The following is a 16040-nucleotide window of genomic DNA, read 5'->3' as shown; positions in this document are numbered from 1 at the left end:
ACCTGTTGAGCTGCCCGCTTGGTCTTAGCGTCGGCGGGCGAGGAGGTGCTAGGATACTGATCCGACCTAGGGACGGCCACTATGGCTGTCTTGTTAAGGCCCTATTTAGGCCTTACAAAATGTTGCGCATGAACGAGCTGGCTAAAAAACAGTCTGTTACGCATCGAATTTTATTTACCGATGCGCCCCTTGGCGCGTCGCTACCTTGAGATAGCCGTCTCCATGTTTGGTTCCAACGACGACAAGAAGACCCCAGCTGCGGCTGGCGAGAAGAAAGGCCTGTTCGGATGGCTGCGCAAAAAGCCGCAGGAAACCGTCGCTGAACTGCCACAGGTTCAAGCTGAGCCGATCCCCGAGCCTATAGTAGAAGCCGAGCCCGTTGCCGAAGCGCCGGCGCCGGTGGTGTTGCCGATGGCTGAGCCGGTGTTGCAGCCGGTGGCCGAGGTGGAGCCTGAGCCCGAACACAAGCCGTGGCCTGAGCTGCCGGTGCCCGAAGAGCCTGTGGCGCTGGTTGAAGATGTGCAGGCCGAGCATGTGGTGCCGCCGATTCCGGTGACCGTTGAGCCGCAGCCGGTCGTTGTCGAAGCTCCCGCCCCCGTGCCTGCGCTCGTCGAGCCGATGGTTGCCGCTCCCGCCGTCATCGAAGCGCCCGTCGCCCCCACCGAAACCAGCAAGACCGGCTTCTTCGCCCGCCTCAAGCAAGGCCTGAGCAAGACCAGCGCCAGCATCGGCGAAGGCATGGCCAGCCTGTTCCTCGGCAAGAAAGTCATCGACGATGAGCTGCTGGAAGACATCGAAACCCGCCTGCTGACCGCCGACGTGGGCGTCGAAGCCACCGCTGTGATCATCCAGAGCCTGACCCAGAAGGTCGCGCGCAAGCAGTTGACCGATGCCGACGCCCTCTACAAATCCTTGCAGGCCGAGCTGGCTGCGATGCTCAAGCCCGTTGAGGCGCCGCTGGTGATCACCCCGAACAAGCCGTTCGTGATCCTGGTCGTGGGCGTCAACGGCGCCGGCAAGACCACCACCATCGGCAAACTGGCCAAGAAGCTGCAGTCGGAAGGCAAGAAAGTCATGCTCGCCGCCGGCGACACCTTCCGCGCCGCTGCCGTCGAGCAATTGCAGGTCTGGGGTGAGCGCAACAAGATCCCGGTCATCGCCCAGCACACCGGTGCCGATTCCGCCTCGGTGATCTTTGACGCTGTGCAAGCCGCCAAGGCTCGTAACATCGACGTGCTGATCGCGGATACCGCCGGTCGCCTGCACACCAAAGACAACCTGATGGAAGAGCTGAAGAAAGTCCGCCGCGTGATCGGCAAGCTCGACGCAGACGCCCCGCACGAAGTGCTGCTGGTGCTGGACGCCGGTACCGGGCAGAACGCCATCAGCCAGGCCAAGCAATTCAACCAAACGGTCCAGCTGACCGGCCTGGCCTTGACTAAGCTCGACGGCACGGCCAAAGGTGGCGTGATCTTCGCCCTGGCCAAGCAGTTCGGGTTGCCGATTCGTTATATCGGCGTCGGTGAAGGCATCGACGACCTGCGCACCTTTGAAGCCGAACCCTTTGTCCAGGCACTGTTTGCCGAGCGGGAGCGTTCATGATTCGATTCGAACAGGTCGGTAAACGCTATGCCAACGGGCATGTGGGCTTGCATGAGCTGAGCTTTCGAGTGCGTCGCGGCGAGTTCTTGTTTGTCACCGGGCACTCGGGGGCCGGCAAAAGCACGCTGTTGCGCCTGTTGTTGGCCATGGAACGCCCGACCACGGGCAAGTTGCTGCTGGCGGGCCAGGACCTGGCCACCATCAGCAATGCGCAGATCCCGTTCCTGCGCCGCCAGATCGGCGTGGTGTTCCAGAACCACCAGTTGCTGTTCGATCGCACGGTGTTCAACAACATTGCCCTGCCGTTGCAGATTCTTGGGCTGTCCAAGGCCGAAATCGTCAAGCGCGTGGATTCGGCCCTGGAGCGCGTGGCGCTGTCGGACAAGACCGACCTCTACCCCGGCGACCTGTCCACCGGCCAGCAACAGCGCGTCGGCATTGCCCGCGCCATCGTCCACCGCCCGGCCTTGCTGCTGGCGGACGAACCCACCGGTAACCTCGACCCGCGCCTGGCGGCCGAGATCATGGGCGTATTCGAAGACATCAACCGTCTGGGCACCAGCGTACTGATCGCCAGCCATGACCTGGCGCTGATCGCCCGCATGCGCCATCGCATGCTGACCTTGCAACGCGGTCGCCTGATCGGTGACGGGGAGGCTGGCGTATGAGTGCGACACGTAGCCCCAAGGTTTCCGAGCGCGTGGCGCCGAAACCGGCCGATCCGCAACCGAAAAAGAAAAAACACGACGACGACGACGGCCCCGACTTCAGCACCCTGCTGCGCGCCTGGATCGAAAGCCATCGCGCCAGCCTGCTGGACAGCCTGCGTCGCCTGGGCAAACAGCCGATCGGCAGCTTTTTTACCTGCCTGGTGATGGCTGTGGCCCTGAGCCTGCCGATGGGCTTGTCGCTGCTGCTTAATAATGTCGAGCGCCTGGGCGGTTCCTGGCAGCGTGCGGCGCAGATTTCGCTGTACCTGAACCTGGATGCCAGCACCAAGGAAGGCGAAGCGCTACGGGACGATATCAAGAACATGCCGGGCGTCGCGGACGCCGAGTACGTCAGTCGCGACCAGGCCCTCGAGGAGTTCCAGCAACAGTCCGGCCTGGGCGAGGCGCTTAAAGAGCTGCCGCAGAACCCGTTGCCAGGTGTTGTCCTGGTGACGCCGAATGAAGTCGACAAGGCGGGCCTTGAAGCCCTGCGACAAAAACTCGCAGAGATGCCCAAGGTGCAACAGGCGCAACTTGATCTAGTCTGGGTAGAGCGCCTGGCGGCGATCCTCAAGCTGGGCGACCGCTTTGTGTTCGGCCTGACGGTGCTGCTGGTGTCTGCATTACTTTTGGTGATAGGTAATACCATTCGTCTTCATATTGAAAACCGTCGCACCGAGATAGAAGTGATTAAACTGGTCGGCGGCACGGACAGCTATGTGCGTCGGCCTTTTCTGTACATGGGCGCGCTTTATGGCCTGGGTGCGGGGATTTTGTCCTGGGGCGTGCTGGCGTTCGGCCTGAACTGGCTGAACGACGCAGTCGTTGGGCTTGCCGGCTTGTACGGCAGTGATTTTGCCTTGGCCGGGGTACCGGTGGCCGATGGTCTGTCGCTCTTGCTTGGCGCGGTATTGTTGGGTTATATCGGTGCCTGGATTGCGGTCGCACGGCATTTACGTGAGCTGGCACCGAAGTAGTTAATGTCAGATTAATGTGGTTTCGTTTGTATTGACCGTATCAGTGGTTTAGGGAACTTGTCCTACGGTTCCCGGTCAATTTTCGCAGTGCTGAACTGCACGAGTTATGTGAGTCGGAGGTTTTTTCGTATGACCACTTCTTTGCAACCTGCTTATGCCTTGGTCCCGGGTGCGAACCTGGAAGCCTATGTGCACACGGTTAACAGCATTCCATTGCTGACGCCCGAGCAGGAGCGTGAACTGGCCGAGAGTCTCTACTATGAGCAGGATTTGGGGGCGGCTCGGCAGATGGTGCTCGCCCACCTGCGATTTGTCGTACATATCGCCCGTAGCTATAGCGGCTACGGCTTGGCCCAGGCTGACCTGATCCAGGAAGGCAACGTCGGCCTGATGAAGGCTGTGAAGCGCTTCAACCCTGAGATGGGCGTGCGCCTGGTGTCGTTTGCCGTGCACTGGATCAAGGCGGAAATCCACGAGTTCATCCTGCGCAACTGGCGCATCGTGAAAGTCGCGACCACCAAGGCCCAGCGCAAGCTGTTCTTCAACCTGCGCAGCCAGAAAAAACGCCTGGCATGGCTGAACAACGAGGAAGTCCACCGCGTGGCCGAAAGCCTCGGCGTGGAGCCTCGTGAAGTGCGCGAGATGGAAAGCCGCCTGACCGGCCATGACATGGCCTTCGACCCGGCCGCCGAAGCGGACGACGACAGCGCTTTCCAATCGCCGGCCAACTACCTGGAAGACCACCGGTACGACCCGGCGCGTCAACTGGAAGACGCCGACTGGAGCGACAACTCCAACCACAACCTGCACGAAGCGCTGGAAGTGCTGGACGACCGCAGCCGTGACATCCTCTACCAGCGCTGGCTGGCGGAAGAAAAAGCCACGCTGCACGACCTGGCGCAGAAGTACAACGTGTCGGCCGAGCGCATTCGCCAGCTTGAGAAAAGCGCGATGAACAAGCTGAAGTTGTCGATCGCCGCCTGAACATGTGGGAGGGGTAAGCCCCTCCCACATTTGTTTTGTGTTGTATCAGTCGGACCAAGGCGCTTTGCGGGAATTGTTCAGTTCCACCAGATAACCATCCCCACCCAACTGGCTCATCTGCTGGCGAATCCACGCCGCTCGCCGCGCCACATACGCGGTCGGATGACTGGCACTCCACACCCGTGGATTAGGCAACACCGCCGCCAGATAGCTGGCCTGCTGCCGGGACAGTCCCTTGGCGCTCACCCCAAAGTGATGCCGCGCCGCCGCTTCCGCGCCAAACACGCCTTCATCCCATTCCACGCTGTTGAGGTACACCTCAAGAATCCGCTGTTTGGGCCACAACACCTCGATCAGCCCGGTAAACCAGGCCTCCAGGCCTTTGCGCAAATAACTGCGACCCGCCCACAGGAACAGGTTTTTCGACACCTGCTGGCTCAGTGTGCTCGCGCCACGGATTGACCCGCCGCGCTCGTTGTGCAGGAGCGCTGCCTGGATCGCGCCGAAATCAAAGCCCCAATGCTGCGGGAAGCGCTGGTCTTCACCGGCCATCACCGCCACTTTCAGGTCGTCGGAGATCTCGTCCCACGGCACCCAGGTGCGTTGCAGGTCAATGGGCTCGCCGTCGAACCAGGATTCGACCTTGCGCTCCACCATCAGCGCGGTGAAGGGTGGCGGGACGACACGGAACAGCAGCACCAGCAGAACACTGCCAATGGCAAACCATTTCACGACGGTGAGAAAGCGTTTGAAGAGGACACGCAGCATAGAGATGGCTTGGCCGAACCCGTTGAGCGGGCCATTATACAGACCCTGCCCAATGAGTCTGACTGGAGTTCCTCATGCTGCGTAGCTTTCTGATGCTGGCTGCCTTTTTCGGCTTCACCGGTGTCGCCCTCGGTGCGTTCGCCGCCCATGGCCTGAAAAGCCGCCTGAGCGCCGAGTACCTGGCAATCTTTCACACCGGCGTGACCTATCAGTTGGTGCACACCCTGGCGCTGTTCGGCGTGGCGCTGCTGCTGGCGCACATCCCGGGGCGCCTGGTGACGTGGGCGGGCGTGTCCTTTGTCGTCGGTATCCTGCTGTTCTCCGGCAGCCTGTACGTGCTGACCACCACGGGGATCAGCAAACTCGGCATCATCACGCCCTTCGGCGGGTTGGCGTTCCTGCTGGGTTGGTTCTTCCTGGGCCTGGCGGCCTGGCGCATGCAACTGACCGCTTGACGCTTGGAGCTGACCTTCAGGTGCCAATCGAGCTAGAATGCTGGCCCCTAAAAACGATGGCGGCCCGTGGCATGCGCATTCAGTTGAACGGCGAATCCCTTGAACTGCCCGACGGTGAAACCGTTGCGGCCCTGCTGACCCGCCTGGACCTGACCGGGCGTCGCGTCGCAGTGGAACTCAACCTGGATATCGTCCCGCGTAGCCAGCACGCCGAGACCACGCTCACCGAGGGTGACCAGGTCGAGGTGGTCCACGCCATCGGCGGCGGCTAGTCCCGCGCTTTTATGTAGCCCCGGATTCTGCAGAACCTCACCCCATTTCGAGGATTTCCCATGAGCATCGTTCGCAACGACAAGCCCTTCGTCCTGGCCGGTCGTACCTACCAGTCCCGTCTGCTGGTCGGCACCGGCAAGTACCGCGACATGGAAGAAACCCGCCAGGCCATCGAAGCCTCGGGCGCCGAGATCGTGACCTTCGCCGTGCGCCGCACCAACCTCGGCCAGATCGAAGGCGAGCCGAACCTGCTTGACGTGCTGTCGCCGGATCGCTACACCTTCCTGCCGAACACCGCCGGTTGCTACGACGCTATCGAAGCCGTGCGTACCTGCCGCCTGGCCCGTGAACTGCTCGACGGCCACAACCTGGTCAAGCTGGAAGTGCTGGCTGACCAGAAAACCCTGTTCCCCAACGTGATCGAAACCCTCAAGGCCGCCGAAACCCTGGTCAAGGAAGGTTTTGACGTGATGGTCTACACCAGCGATGACCCGATCATCGCCCGCCAACTGGCCGAAATCGGCTGTATCGCCGTGATGCCGCTGGCCGGCCTGATCGGTTCCGGGCTGGGTATCTGCAATCCGTACAACCTGCAGATCATCCTCGAAGAAGCCAAGATCCCGGTCTTGGTGGACGCCGGTGTCGGTACCGCCTCCGACGCCACCATCGCCATGGAACTGGGCTGTGACGCGGTGCTGATGAACTCGGCCATCGCCCACGCCCAGCAACCGATCATGATGGCCGAAGCCATGAAACACGCCATCGTCGCCGGCCGCCTGGCCTACCTCGCCGGGCGCATGCCAAAAAAACTCTACGCCAGCGCCTCTTCGCCGCTGGATGGTCTGATCAAGTAAGAGCCATTGATGACTGAATCAAACGAAACGCCGAACACTGTGGAAGAAGGCGACGAGTCCAAGCACCGCCGCATCAAGAGTTTTGTGATGCGCGCCGGCCGCATGACCGAGGGCCAGCAAAAGGGCCTGGAGCAAGGTACGCCGCTGTTCGTCCTGCCCCTGGCCGACGCGCCGGTGGACTATGACCAGGTGTTTGGCCGTTCGGCCCCGCGTTCCCTGGAAATCGGTTTCGGCATGGGTCACTCCCTGCTGGAAATGGCCGCAGCCTCGCCGGAACAGGATTTCATCGGTGTGGAAGTCCACCGCCCAGGTGTCGGTGCGCTGCTTAATGGCGTGCTGACTCAAGGCCTGACCAACCTGCGGGTCTATGACTGCGACGCGATCGAAGTGCTCAACCGCTGCATCGCCGACAACAGCCTCGACCGCCTGATGCTGTTTTTCCCGGACCCTTGGCACAAGAGCCGTCACCACAAGCGCCGCATCGTCCAGGCTTCCTTCGCGGAACTGGTGCGCAGCAAGCTGAAAGTCGGCGGTATCCTGCATATGGCTACCGACTGGGAACCCTATGCCGAATACATGCTGGAAGTGATGGACGTTGCCCCTGGCTACCGCAACCTGGCGCAAGACGGCAAATGCGTACCACGCCCGGCCGAACGCCCGATCACCAAGTTCGAGCGGCGTGGTGAGCGGCTGGGGCATGGGGTTTGGGATTTGAAGTTCGAGAAGCTGGCGTAACTCGCCACTGACTTGAAATGCAATTCAATGTGGGAGGGGGCTTGCCCCCGATAGCGGTGGATCAGTCACTTTGATGTCGACTGACCCTCAGCTATCGGGGATAAGCCCCCTCCCACAGTTGTTTTGTGTTGGATTTGAGGTCAGCGGCGATCGGCGACGACGCCAATCAACACCAGCACCACCACCAGCACCGGCGCCAGGCTGTAGTTATTGAACTGGCTCAAGCCACGCACAATCCACGGCGTCGCATAGATCAGCGCCGCACCACTGCCGATCATGCACAGCAGGGCCATCAACGGTACGCGCAACGCGCCGGCAACGCTGCCCAGGCGTGCTTCGACCCAGCCCTTGATGTCGGCGCCAAACAGCACCAGCAAACAGCCCACAAGGGCCAGGGAGATTTCCGACAGGTTGCTGCGGCTCCAGCGGGATACGGTGGCGAGCAGGTCGAGTACCAGATCCATTCGATTTCCTTAGAGCGATCAGCTCAAAAACTTCTGCAACAGGTCATTGAGAAAGAGTTGCCCGCGATCGGTGGCCGCCAGGCGTGACGGTTCGACCTGCATTAAGCCACTTTGTTCTGCCTCGCGCCGCGCCTCGTCGAGGCTCGCCAGGTCGAGGCCGGTGCGTTCGGCGTAGAGCGTGGCGTCGACGCCCTCGGTGAGGCGCAGGGCGTTCATCAGGAACTCGAACGGCAACTCTTCGTTGGTCAGCGCCTTCGCCCCGGCCTGGAAGCTTTTGGCCGGGTTGAGGTAGTCCTTCGGCGCGCGGGTCTTCCAGGTGCGCACAATGCGCCCGTCCGGATGGCTGAGCTTGCCGTGGGCGCCGGCGCCGATGCCGATAAAGTCGCCGAAACTCCAGTAGTTGAGGTTATGCCGCGCCGGGCGCCCGGGCTGGGCGTAGGCCGACACTTCGTATTGTGCGTAACCGTGCTCGGCCAGCAGCGCCTGGCCCGCTTCCTGGATGTCCCACAGGGTATCGTCTTCCGGCAGCGCGGGCGGCTGGTTCCAGAACACGGTGTTGGGTTCCAGGGTCAACTGGTACCAGGACAGGTGTGTGGGTTTGAGCGCGATGGCCTGGCGCAGGTCACTCAACGCATCGTCCAGGGACTGATCGGGCAGGCCGTGCATCAGGTCCAGGTTGAAGTTGTCGAATCCGGCCTGGCGCGCCATCCCGGCGGCGCGTACGGCTTCGTCGCCGTTGTGGATGCGGCCCAGGGCCTCAAGCTTTGCCTGCTGGAAGCTCTGGATGCCGATGGACAGCCGGTTGATCCCCAGCGCGCGGTAGGCGATGAACTTCTCTTGCTCGAACGTGCCGGGGTTGGCTTCCAGGGTGATCTCGATGTCACCGGCAAACGGGATGCGTGCTTCCACGCCTTTGAGCAATCGGCCCAGCGCCGCAGCGCTGAACAGGCTTGGCGTGCCGCCGCCGAAGAAGATAGAACTCAGTTCGCGCCCATACACCGCGTGCAGGTCCTGATCGAGGTCGGCCAGCAAGGCGTCCACATACTCTTCTTCCGGCAGCACCTTGCTGGCGGTGTGGGAGTTGAAGTCGCAATAAGGGCATTTGCGCACGCACCACGGGATGTGGATGTACAGCGCCAAGGGCGGCAGCACCGGTAGCGCCGCCCGAGGTGTTTGCGCGCCACCGTGGATCAGCGGCTGCGCGGAGGTGTTCCGGGTCATTTCAAGCCCAGGCGCTGGCGCAGCAAATCCATTGCGCGGGCGCGGTGGCTGATCTGGTTCTTGTCGGCCGGGCTCAATTCGGCGCTGGAGACATTGCGCTCCGGCACCCAGAACAGCGGGTCATAGCCAAAACCGTGCTCACCGCTGGCAGCGTGCAGGATGCGCCCGTGCCACAGGCCTTCGCAGAGGATCGGCAGCGGGTCATCGGCATGCCGCACCAAGGCCAGCACACAGACGAACTGCGCGCCGCGCATCGCGTCCGGCACGTCCTTGAGCGCGTCCAGCAGCTTGGCGTTGTTGGCCGCGTCGCCCTTGCCATCGGCATAACGCGCCGAGTAGATACCCGGCGCGCCGCCGAGGAAGTCCACCGCCAGGCCAGAGTCGTCCGCCAGCGCCGGGAGGCCCGAGATCCGTGCGGCATTGCGCGCCTTGAGGATGGCGTTCTCGACGAACGACAGGCCGGTCTCTTCCGGCTCCACCTGGCTGAACTCGCCGATCGAGCGCAGCTGCACGGATTCGCCGAGCATGGCCTGGAGTTCTTTGAGCTTGCCGGCGTTATGGCTGGCCAATACGAGTTGAGTAAGGTTCATCATTCCGCCGGAAACAGTTCCTGGTTGAATTGGAAGCTATGGGCTTTGCCGCCGGTTTCCACATTGATGGTAAACGTCTTGTATTCCCGCTGCGTCACGGAGTACGGCGCGAGGTAATTGATCCCGCCTTTCTCGTCGATTTGCTTGAACGTCAGGATCTCGCTCTTGCCGCCCAGGTCCTTGATGGTGCCTGTCACCTGCGCTGCCACCGGGGTTACGCCCTTGATCACGGTCACATTGATCAAGCCCTTCTCCTTGCTGCGCACCACGCCGACTTTCTGGGCGGTTTCCGGCTGCAGGAAGCTGGAGGTGAAGGTGTTGTAATGAACGGTGATATCACCGAAGTCTTTCTTGCGATTAGCGTCGATAGTGTCCGCCGCCATGGCGCTGGCGCCCAGGCATGCAGTCAGTAGAAAAATAGCCAAGCGACTCATGATCGTCCCTCTTGAAAATGATTAGACGGCAATCTTGTGATCCGTCAGGCCAGGGCTGCTGACCCGGTAGATACCAATTTCGCCCAACAGATTGGGCCATAGCTTGCTTGCCCAGCCGTGACGATGCTGTTGATCGACGGCCAGGCGGTTGATCACCTTGGCTTCACGCTCGCCACACAGGGCTTCGAAGTCTTCGAAGGTGCAGAAGTGGATGTTCGGCGTGTTGTACCAGGTGTACGGCAGGAAATCCGAGACTGGCATGCGGCCCTTGGTCGCCAGGTACCAGCGGCAGCGCCAGTGCCCGAAGTTGGGGAAGGTGATGATGCACTGGCGGCCCACGCGCAGCATTTCGTCGAGGATGCGGTCCGGGTAGTGCACCGCTTGCAGGGCCTGGGTCATCACCACGATATCGAAGCTGTTGCTGGCGAAGTTGCCCAGGCCCTTGTCCAGGTCCTGCTCGATCACGTTGATGCCCTTGGCCACGCACTGGGCGATGTTGTCCGGGTCGTTTTCCAGGCCGTAGCCGGTGACTTGCTTGTTGTCGCGCAGCCAGCTCAGCAGTTCGCCATCGCCGCAGCCCAGGTCGAGCACGCGGCTGCCGGCGGGGATCCAGTCTTGGATGATGTCCAGGTCGGCTCTCATGGCGTTCTCACAAAGTAATGCGGTTCATGTAGTTGCTGAAAGCCTGGAGGTAGCGCGGGATCGGAATCAGGAAGGCGTCATGGCCTTGCGGTGCATCGATCTCCAGGTAGCAGACGTCTTTCTTGGCGGCCATCAGCGCATCCACCAGCTCTCGGGAGCGGGCCGGCGAGAAGCGCCAGTCGGTGGTGAACGACATGACGCAGAACTTCGCCGTGGCGCCCTCGAAGGTTTTCGCCAGGTCATCGTCGTGGTTGGCTGCCGGGTCGAAGTAGTCCAGGGCCTTGGTCATCAGCAGGTAGGTGTTGGCGTCGAAACGCCCGGAGAACTCCTCGCCCTGATAACGCAGGTAGCTTTCCACCTGGAACTCGACGCTGTGGAAGTCGTAGTTGAGCTTCTCGCTCTTGAGGCCACGGCCGAATTTCTCGCCCATGGAGTCATCGGACAGGTAGGTGATGTGTCCGACCATTCGCGCCAGCATCAAGCCGCGCTTGGGGATCACACCGGCTTCCTGGAACGAACCGCCGTGGAACTCGGGGTCGGTGAGGATGGCCTGGCGTGCTACTTCGTTGAAGGCGATGTTCTGCGCCGACAATTTGGGCGCCGAGGCGATGGCCAGGCAATGGCGCACGCGATCCGGATACGTGATGGTCCATTGCAGGGCCTGCATGCCGCCCAGGCTGCCGCCGATCACCGCGGCCCATTGCCGGATGCCCAACAGGTCGGCGAGGCGCGCCTGGCTGTGCACCCAGTCTTCCACGGTGAGCACCGGGAAGTCGGCGCCGAACGGCTTGCCGGTTTCCGGGTTGAGGCTGCTGGGACCGGTGGAGCCGTTGCAGCCGCCGAGGTTGTTCAGGCTGACGACAAAGAACTTGTTGGTGTCGATGGGCTTGCCGGGGCCGATGCAACTGTCCCACCAGCCAGGCTTGCGCTCGTCAACGCTGTGGAAGCCAGCGGCGTGATGATGGCCGGAGAGGGCGTGGCAGATCAGCACGGCGTTGCTCGCCGTGGCGTTCAGTTGGCCGTAGGTTTCATAAATCAGGTCATAGGCAGGCAGCGAACGACCACAGGCCAGGGCCAGTGGTTCGCTGAAGTGCGCCACTTGGGGCACGACCAGTCCAACAGAATCGGGGGGGAAGGCAGTTGGCATCGACCCTGCTCTCGTTTAAATGAGGCGTAAGTCTAAAGACCGATGCACCCAGCGGCAAGCAAAGGCCAAATGTGGGAGGGGCAAGTCGAATCGTCGCCCCGCCCCTCCTGCATTTGCTCTGCCTGTCAGATCAGTCCGAACAGTTCCTTCGGCATGTTCGCGAAGTCAGCCAGGTACGGGATGCCCCAGCCTTGTATCAGCTGGATCGCGATAAACGCGAAGATCGGCGAAATATCCAGGCCGCCCAGGTTGGGCACCCAGCGGCGGAACGGCGCGAGCACCGGCTCGGTGATCTGAGACACCAGCTCGGCACCTGGGCTGCGGCTACCCGGCGCGACCCAGGACAGGATCACGCTGATGATCATCGACCAGAAGATGATCTTCAAAAACAACGAGAAGATCCCGATCAGTGCCCACGGCAACAGGAGCACGGTGTAAGGCAGGTAGCCCTTGAGCATCAGGACCAGCGCGAACAGCAGGATCTGCAGCAGCAATGCCAGCACCAGCGACGACATGTCCAGGCCGAACATGCTCGGGACCACCCGGCGCAGGGGCTTGAGCAGCGGTTGGGTGGCCTTCACCACGAATTGGCACAGCGGGTTGTAGAAGTTCGCCCGCACCAGTTGCAGGATAAAACGCATCAGCACGATCAGCAGGTACAGGCTGCCCAAGGTCTGGATGATGAAGATGACGGCGTCATTGAGTCCAAGCATCATTTATTCCTTCGTAGGGGGACGACTATTTGCCCAGCTGCTCGGCCATTTCAGCCGAACGATGTGCTGCGGCACCCAGTGCTTTTTCCACCAGGGCTTCAAAGCCCCCGGCCTGGAACGATTCGATGGCAGCCTGCGTGGTGCCGCCGGGGGAAGTGACGCGGCGGCGCAACTCGGCAGCGTCCACCTCACTGGAGACAGCCATTTTCGCGGCGCCCAGGGCGGTTTGCTCGGCCAGTTGCTCGGCGACTTGCTGCGGCAGGCCCAGTTTCACGCCGGCGGCGGTCATGGCCTCGATCAGCAGGAAGAAGTAAGCCGGGCCGCTGCCCGACACGGCGGTGACTGCGTCCAGTTGCTGCTCCTGTTCCAGCCACAGGGCGATGCCCACGGCGGACAGCAGTTCCTGGGCCTGGTCACGTTGCTCGGCGGTCACCTCGTGGGTGGCGTACAGACCGCTCACACCCTGGCGCAGCAGCGCCGGGGTGTTGGGCATGCAACGCACGATCGGTTGCGCGCCGAGCCAGTTGTTCATGCTGGCGCAGGTGATGCCGGCGGCGATCGACACCACCAGTTGGTGCGGCTGCAGGCTTGGGCGCAGGCTTTCGCACACGGCCTTCATGGCCTGTGGCTTGACCGCCAGCACGATCACATCGACACCTTGGATGGCTTCGGCGTTATCGGCGAAGGTTTCGATACCGTGCTCGGCGCTGACGCGGGCACGGGTCTCGGCGCCCGGATCGCTGGCGCGGATCTGCGCCGCTTCCAGGCCCTTGGCCCGCAGGCCGCCGATCAGGCTGGCCGCCATGTTGCCGGCGCCGATAAAGGCAATACGCGTGTTGCTCATGACAGGTCCTTACTTAGATGGATGTCAGCCATTTCATGGCTGGCCGTAGTCGCGGGCGCCAAACAGGGCGGTACCGATCCGCACCCAGGTGGCGCCCTGGGCGATGGCCGACTCAAGGTCGTGGCTCATGCCCATGGAAAGTGTGTCGAGCGGCAGGTTCAGGCTGTTTTGCAGGTCGCGCACGCTGGAAAACGCGGCGTCTTGTTCGGCCCGATCGTCCGTCGGCTCGGGAATCGCCATCAGGCCCCGCAGCTTCAAGCGCGGCAGGGCGCTGATGGCGTTGGCCAGCGCCGGCAGGTCGGCGGAGGTGCAGCCGGACTTGCTGGCCTCGCCACTGACATTGACCTGGATGCAGATATTCAGCGGTGGCAGGTCGGCCGGGCGTTGCTCGGACAGGCGTTGTGCAATTTTGAGACGGTCCACGGAATGCACCCAAGCGAAATTCTCGGCGATGGCGCGAGTCTTGTTCGATTGAATGGGGCCGATGAAGTGCCAACTCAAGGGCAGGTCGGTTAATTCGGCCTGCTTGCCCAGGGCTTCCTGCAGGTAGTTTTCGCCAAAATCACGCACCCCGGCGGCATAGGCTTCACGCACGGCTTGGGCGGGTTTGGTCTTGCTCACGGCCAGCAGGTGGATGCTGTTTGCGTCACGTTGCACGGCGTCGGCTGCGGCGCGGATGCGCTGGCTAACCTGGCCGATGTTGTCTGCTATCGTCGACATTCAAGATGCGCCCGTGGATATGGAGTCCGCGGCATTCTACTGGAAATGGAAAGCCCTATGGATATCACTGAATTACTGGAGGCCGGCGTGCGTCGCGGCGCTTCCGACCTGCATCTGTCGGCCGGTATGGCGCCCATGCTGCGTATTGATGGTGAGGTCTGGCCGTTGGATTGGCCGGTGCTTTCACCCCCGCAAGTAGCGGATTTATTGAGCCCGTTGCTCAACCGCTACCAACAAAAGGATTTCGAAACATCTCTTGAAACGGATTTTGCCTTCGAGTTGCCGGGCGTGGCGCGGTTCCGGGCGAACGTATTCCAGCAGGATCGCGGCATGGGCGCGGTGTTTCGCACCATCCCGGCCGAGGTCCAGAGCCTGGAAAACCTCGGCCTGGGGGAAGTGTTCCAGCGTATCGCCCAGCTTGCGCGCGGCCTGGTGCTGGTGACGGGCCCCACCGGCTCCGGCAAGTCCACTACCCTGGCGGCGATGATCGATTACCTCAACCAGCATCGGCGCCAGCACATCCTCACGCTGGAAGACCCCATCGAGTTTATCCACACGCCGAAAACCGCCCTGATCAACCAGCGCCAGGTGCATCGCGACACCCACAGTTTCTCGCTGGCCTTGCGTTCGGCGCTGCGCGAAGACCCTGATGTGATCCTGGTGGGCGAACTGCGCGACCTGGAAACCATCCGCCTGGCCCTGACGGCGGCTGAGACCGGGCATCTGGTATTTGGCACCCTGCACACCACCTCGGCGGCAAAGACCGTGGACAGGCTGGTGGACGTGTTCCCGGCGGGGGAAAAGGCCATGGTCCGCTCGATGCTGTCGGAATCGTTGCAGGCGGTAGTGTCCCAGGTGCTGGTCAAGAAGGTTGGCGGCGGGCGGGTGGCGGCCCATGAAATCATGCTGGGCACGCCGGCTATTCGTAACTTGATCCGCGAGGACAAGGTGGCGCAGATCGTCTCGGCGATTCAGACCGGCGGTGCGCTGGGTATGAAAACGCTGGATATGAGCTTGAAGGCGTTGGTCACGGAAGGCGTGATCAGCCGGGAAGAGGCGCGGGAGAAGGCGAGGGTGCCTGGGGATATCTGAGGGGTTGTGAACGACACACATCAAATGTGGGAGGGGGCTTGCCCCGATAGCGGTGGATCAGTCAGCTTATCTGTACCTGGCCCACTGCTATCGGGAGCAAGCCCCCTCCCACATGTACTACTGCATTCCAGCTTCAGATCAGCGTTGTACTACCCGCAAGGTGTTCTGCTCTTTCGGCAGAACCCGCTTGGCAATCACGTAGTTCTTGTCCCAGAACGGCTTTTTCAGCGTGTCGATGCTGACCGACTTGCCACGACGCGGTGCGTGGATGAAGCGGTCGTTGCCCAGGTAGATGGCTACGTGGTTCACCTGGCGGCTCTTCAGTTTGAAGAACAACAGGTCACCCGGTTTCAGGTCCTTGCGCTCAACCTTCTGCCCATGACCGGCGGCCATGGCGTTGGAGGTGCGCGGCAGATCCACGGCCGCTACGTCGTTAAACGCATATTTCACCAGGCCGCTGCAGTCAAACCCTTTACTTGGGCTGCTGCCGCCCCAACGATAAGGCGTACCGAGCACGTTTACGGCGCGGCTGAGGACGGTGCTGCTTTGCCTGGTGTTGACTGCCATCAGGCCTGGAACTGCTTTACCGTGGGCCTTGCTCAGTTGAGTCGGGCGGCTGACGGTTGGCTTTGCCGATTTGGCAGTGCTGGGCGCGCTGTGGACTTTAGGGGTGAAACCGTTGACGTTCGGAAGTCGTTGCTCACGATTGGTGGCGTGGGCGGCCAGTGGCATTAATAGGCAAATGGTTAGCCATGTCTTTAAAAATGGTCGCATCAGGCGTGGCTCTTATGGGTTTGCGCGCAACTTTATAACAG

20 protein-coding genes are annotated in these 16040 nt (G+C 61.8%); 9 read left to right on the top strand and 11 right to left on the bottom strand.

Features of this window, described 5'->3' with window-relative positions:
• Nucleotides 1-222 precede the first annotated feature (222 nt).
• The 4 genes from ftsY to rpoH all read left to right on the top strand — a co-directional run bounded on the left by ftsY (nt 223) and on the right by rpoH (nt 4273).
• Nucleotides 223-1602 (top strand): signal recognition particle-docking protein FtsY, encoded by a 1380-nt coding sequence (gene ftsY / locus BLQ09_RS05265; protein ID WP_092355692.1) that lies wholly within the window; start codon nt 223-225, stop codon nt 1600-1602.
• Nucleotides 1599-2270, top strand: a complete 672-nt coding sequence (gene ftsE, locus BLQ09_RS05260; RefSeq protein WP_003213784.1) for a cell division ATP-binding protein FtsE — start codon at nt 1599-1601, stop codon at nt 2268-2270. The genes ftsY and ftsE overlap by 4 nt, the downstream gene beginning before the upstream one ends.
• A complete protein-coding gene (gene ftsX, locus BLQ09_RS05255) occupies nt 2267-3289 on the top strand; it encodes a permease-like cell division protein FtsX (RefSeq protein ID WP_065923857.1) in 1023 nt (340 codons plus the stop codon). Before ftsE ends, ftsX begins: the two co-directional genes overlap by 4 nt.
• Nucleotides 3290-3418: 129 nt before the next feature.
• The gene (rpoH, locus tag BLQ09_RS05250; RefSeq protein ID WP_003176698.1) at nt 3419-4273 is read left to right on the top strand and encodes an RNA polymerase sigma factor RpoH; all 855 of its coding nucleotides are present in this window, start codon (nt 3419-3421) and stop codon (nt 4271-4273) included.
• Nucleotides 4274-4318: 45 nt separating this feature from the next.
• On the opposite strand, the gene mtgA is transcribed toward rpoH, so the two are convergent.
• Nucleotides 4319-5041: a monofunctional biosynthetic peptidoglycan transglycosylase gene (mtgA, locus tag BLQ09_RS05245; RefSeq protein ID WP_092355689.1), complete on the bottom strand. Its 723-nt coding sequence runs from the start codon at nt 5039-5041 to the stop codon at nt 4319-4321.
• Nucleotides 5042-5115: 74 nt separating this feature from the next.
• Between mtgA and BLQ09_RS05240 the strand changes: the two genes are divergently transcribed.
• From BLQ09_RS05240 to trmB, 4 genes are all read left to right on the top strand, one after another.
• Nucleotides 5116-5496, top strand: a complete 381-nt coding sequence (locus BLQ09_RS05240) for a DUF423 domain-containing protein (protein WP_065938111.1) — start codon at nt 5116-5118, stop codon at nt 5494-5496.
• A gap of 71 nt (nt 5497-5567) precedes the next feature.
• Nucleotides 5568-5768 carry a sulfur carrier protein ThiS gene (thiS, locus tag BLQ09_RS05235; RefSeq protein ID WP_049711100.1) on the top strand — a complete coding sequence of 67 codons (201 nt, stop codon included), beginning with the start codon at nt 5568-5570 and terminating at the stop codon, nt 5766-5768.
• Nucleotides 5769-5828: 60 nt separating this feature from the next.
• Entirely contained in the window at nt 5829-6623 is a 795-nt protein-coding gene (locus tag BLQ09_RS05230) for a thiazole synthase (RefSeq protein WP_092355686.1), read from the top strand.
• A gap of 9 nt (nt 6624-6632) precedes the next feature.
• On the top strand, nt 6633-7358 hold the full coding sequence (trmB, locus tag BLQ09_RS05225; RefSeq protein ID WP_027606098.1) for a tRNA (guanosine(46)-N7)-methyltransferase TrmB: 726 nt from the start codon (nt 6633-6635) through the stop codon (nt 7356-7358).
• 140 nt (nt 7359-7498) lie between these two features.
• Here the strand turns inward: trmB and BLQ09_RS05220 are convergent, their stop codons facing one another.
• The 9 genes from BLQ09_RS05220 to BLQ09_RS05180 form a co-directional block, all read right to left on the bottom strand.
• Nucleotides 7499-7822, bottom strand: a complete 324-nt coding sequence (locus BLQ09_RS05220) for a DUF3392 domain-containing protein (protein WP_010207241.1) — start codon at nt 7820-7822, stop codon at nt 7499-7501.
• Between the two features lie 18 nt (nt 7823-7840).
• Nucleotides 7841-9043, bottom strand: coding sequence for a radical SAM family heme chaperone HemW (gene hemW, locus BLQ09_RS05215; RefSeq protein WP_092355683.1), 1203 nt, complete (start codon nt 9041-9043; stop codon nt 7841-7843).
• The gene (gene rdgB / locus BLQ09_RS05210) at nt 9040-9636 is read right to left on the bottom strand and encodes an RdgB/HAM1 family non-canonical purine NTP pyrophosphatase (RefSeq protein ID WP_027606096.1); all 597 of its coding nucleotides are present in this window, start codon (nt 9634-9636) and stop codon (nt 9040-9042) included. Before rdgB ends, hemW begins: the two co-directional genes overlap by 4 nt.
• Nucleotides 9633-10067, bottom strand: coding sequence for a DUF4426 domain-containing protein (locus BLQ09_RS05205; protein ID WP_027606095.1), 435 nt, complete (start codon nt 10065-10067; stop codon nt 9633-9635). Before BLQ09_RS05205 ends, rdgB begins: the two co-directional genes overlap by 4 nt.
• Nucleotides 10068-10088: 21 nt before the next feature.
• Nucleotides 10089-10709 (bottom strand): methionine biosynthesis protein MetW, encoded by a 621-nt coding sequence (metW, locus tag BLQ09_RS05200; protein ID WP_017735309.1) that lies wholly within the window; start codon nt 10707-10709, stop codon nt 10089-10091.
• A 7-nt stretch (nt 10710-10716) separates the two neighbouring features.
• Entirely contained in the window at nt 10717-11856 is a 1140-nt protein-coding gene (locus tag BLQ09_RS05195) for a homoserine O-succinyltransferase MetX (RefSeq protein ID WP_092355680.1), read from the bottom strand.
• Between the two features lie 125 nt (nt 11857-11981).
• Nucleotides 11982-12569: a YggT family protein gene (locus BLQ09_RS05190; protein WP_027606093.1), complete on the bottom strand. Its 588-nt coding sequence runs from the start codon at nt 12567-12569 to the stop codon at nt 11982-11984.
• Nucleotides 12570-12594: 25 nt separating this feature from the next.
• Nucleotides 12595-13413, bottom strand: a complete 819-nt coding sequence (gene proC, locus BLQ09_RS05185; RefSeq protein ID WP_027606092.1) for a pyrroline-5-carboxylate reductase — start codon at nt 13411-13413, stop codon at nt 12595-12597.
• Between the two features lie 33 nt (nt 13414-13446).
• Nucleotides 13447-14133 carry a YggS family pyridoxal phosphate-dependent enzyme gene (locus BLQ09_RS05180; RefSeq protein WP_027606091.1) on the bottom strand — a complete coding sequence of 229 codons (687 nt, stop codon included), beginning with the start codon at nt 14131-14133 and terminating at the stop codon, nt 13447-13449.
• 57 nt (nt 14134-14190) lie between these two features.
• Here BLQ09_RS05180 and BLQ09_RS05175 point away from each other — a divergent pair, with 57 nt between their 5' ends.
• Nucleotides 14191-15225, top strand: a complete 1035-nt coding sequence (locus BLQ09_RS05175; protein ID WP_092355676.1) for a type IV pilus twitching motility protein PilT — start codon at nt 14191-14193, stop codon at nt 15223-15225.
• Nucleotides 15226-15363: 138 nt separating this feature from the next.
• Here the strand turns inward: BLQ09_RS05175 and BLQ09_RS05170 are convergent, their stop codons facing one another.
• A complete protein-coding gene (locus BLQ09_RS05170) occupies nt 15364-15999 on the bottom strand; it encodes a C40 family peptidase (RefSeq protein ID WP_027606089.1) in 636 nt (211 codons plus the stop codon).
• Nucleotides 16000-16040: the final 41 nt, after the last annotated feature.

The sequence above is a fragment of the Pseudomonas sp. NFACC25 genome, assembly GCF_900100935.1.
GTDB classification, from domain to species: domain Bacteria; phylum Pseudomonadota; class Gammaproteobacteria; order Pseudomonadales; family Pseudomonadaceae; genus Aquipseudomonas; species Aquipseudomonas marginalis.
This window is presented reverse-complemented; position numbering and strand designations above follow the sequence as displayed.

Bases quoted from the DNA above. Each gene is read 5' to 3' on its own strand.
- ftsY (WP_092355692.1), top strand. From the start codon at position 223: ATGTTTGGTTCCAACGACGACAAGAAGACCCCAGCTGCGGCTGGCGAG.
- ftsE (WP_003213784.1), top strand. From the start codon at position 1,599: ATGATTCGATTCGAACAGGTCGGTAAACGCTATGCCAACGGGCATGTG.
- ftsX (WP_065923857.1), top strand. From the start codon at position 2,267: ATGAGTGCGACACGTAGCCCCAAGGTTTCCGAGCGCGTGGCGCCGAAA.
- rpoH (WP_003176698.1), top strand. From the start codon at position 3,419: ATGACCACTTCTTTGCAACCTGCTTATGCCTTGGTCCCGGGTGCGAAC.
- mtgA (WP_092355689.1), bottom strand. From the start codon at position 5,041: ATGCTGCGTGTCCTCTTCAAACGCTTTCTCACCGTCGTGAAATGGTTT.
- BLQ09_RS05240 (WP_065938111.1), top strand. From the start codon at position 5,116: ATGCTGCGTAGCTTTCTGATGCTGGCTGCCTTTTTCGGCTTCACCGGT.
- thiS (WP_049711100.1), top strand. From the start codon at position 5,568: ATGCGCATTCAGTTGAACGGCGAATCCCTTGAACTGCCCGACGGTGAA.
- BLQ09_RS05230 (WP_092355686.1), top strand. From the start codon at position 5,829: ATGAGCATCGTTCGCAACGACAAGCCCTTCGTCCTGGCCGGTCGTACC.
- trmB (WP_027606098.1), top strand. From the start codon at position 6,633: ATGACTGAATCAAACGAAACGCCGAACACTGTGGAAGAAGGCGACGAG.
- BLQ09_RS05220 (WP_010207241.1), bottom strand. From the start codon at position 7,822: ATGGATCTGGTACTCGACCTGCTCGCCACCGTATCCCGCTGGAGCCGC.
- hemW (WP_092355683.1), bottom strand. From the start codon at position 9,043: ATGACCCGGAACACCTCCGCGCAGCCGCTGATCCACGGTGGCGCGCAA.
- rdgB (WP_027606096.1), bottom strand. From the start codon at position 9,636: ATGATGAACCTTACTCAACTCGTATTGGCCAGCCATAACGCCGGCAAG.
- BLQ09_RS05205 (WP_027606095.1), bottom strand. From the start codon at position 10,067: ATGAGTCGCTTGGCTATTTTTCTACTGACTGCATGCCTGGGCGCCAGC.
- metW (WP_017735309.1), bottom strand. From the start codon at position 10,709: ATGAGAGCCGACCTGGACATCATCCAAGACTGGATCCCCGCCGGCAGC.
- BLQ09_RS05195 (WP_092355680.1), bottom strand. From the start codon at position 11,856: ATGCCAACTGCCTTCCCCCCCGATTCTGTTGGACTGGTCGTGCCCCAA.
- BLQ09_RS05190 (WP_027606093.1), bottom strand. From the start codon at position 12,569: ATGCTTGGACTCAATGACGCCGTCATCTTCATCATCCAGACCTTGGGC.
- proC (WP_027606092.1), bottom strand. From the start codon at position 13,413: ATGAGCAACACGCGTATTGCCTTTATCGGCGCCGGCAACATGGCGGCC.
- BLQ09_RS05180 (WP_027606091.1), bottom strand. From the start codon at position 14,133: ATGTCGACGATAGCAGACAACATCGGCCAGGTTAGCCAGCGCATCCGC.
- BLQ09_RS05175 (WP_092355676.1), top strand. From the start codon at position 14,191: ATGGATATCACTGAATTACTGGAGGCCGGCGTGCGTCGCGGCGCTTCC.
- BLQ09_RS05170 (WP_027606089.1), bottom strand. From the start codon at position 15,999: ATGCGACCATTTTTAAAGACATGGCTAACCATTTGCCTATTAATGCCA.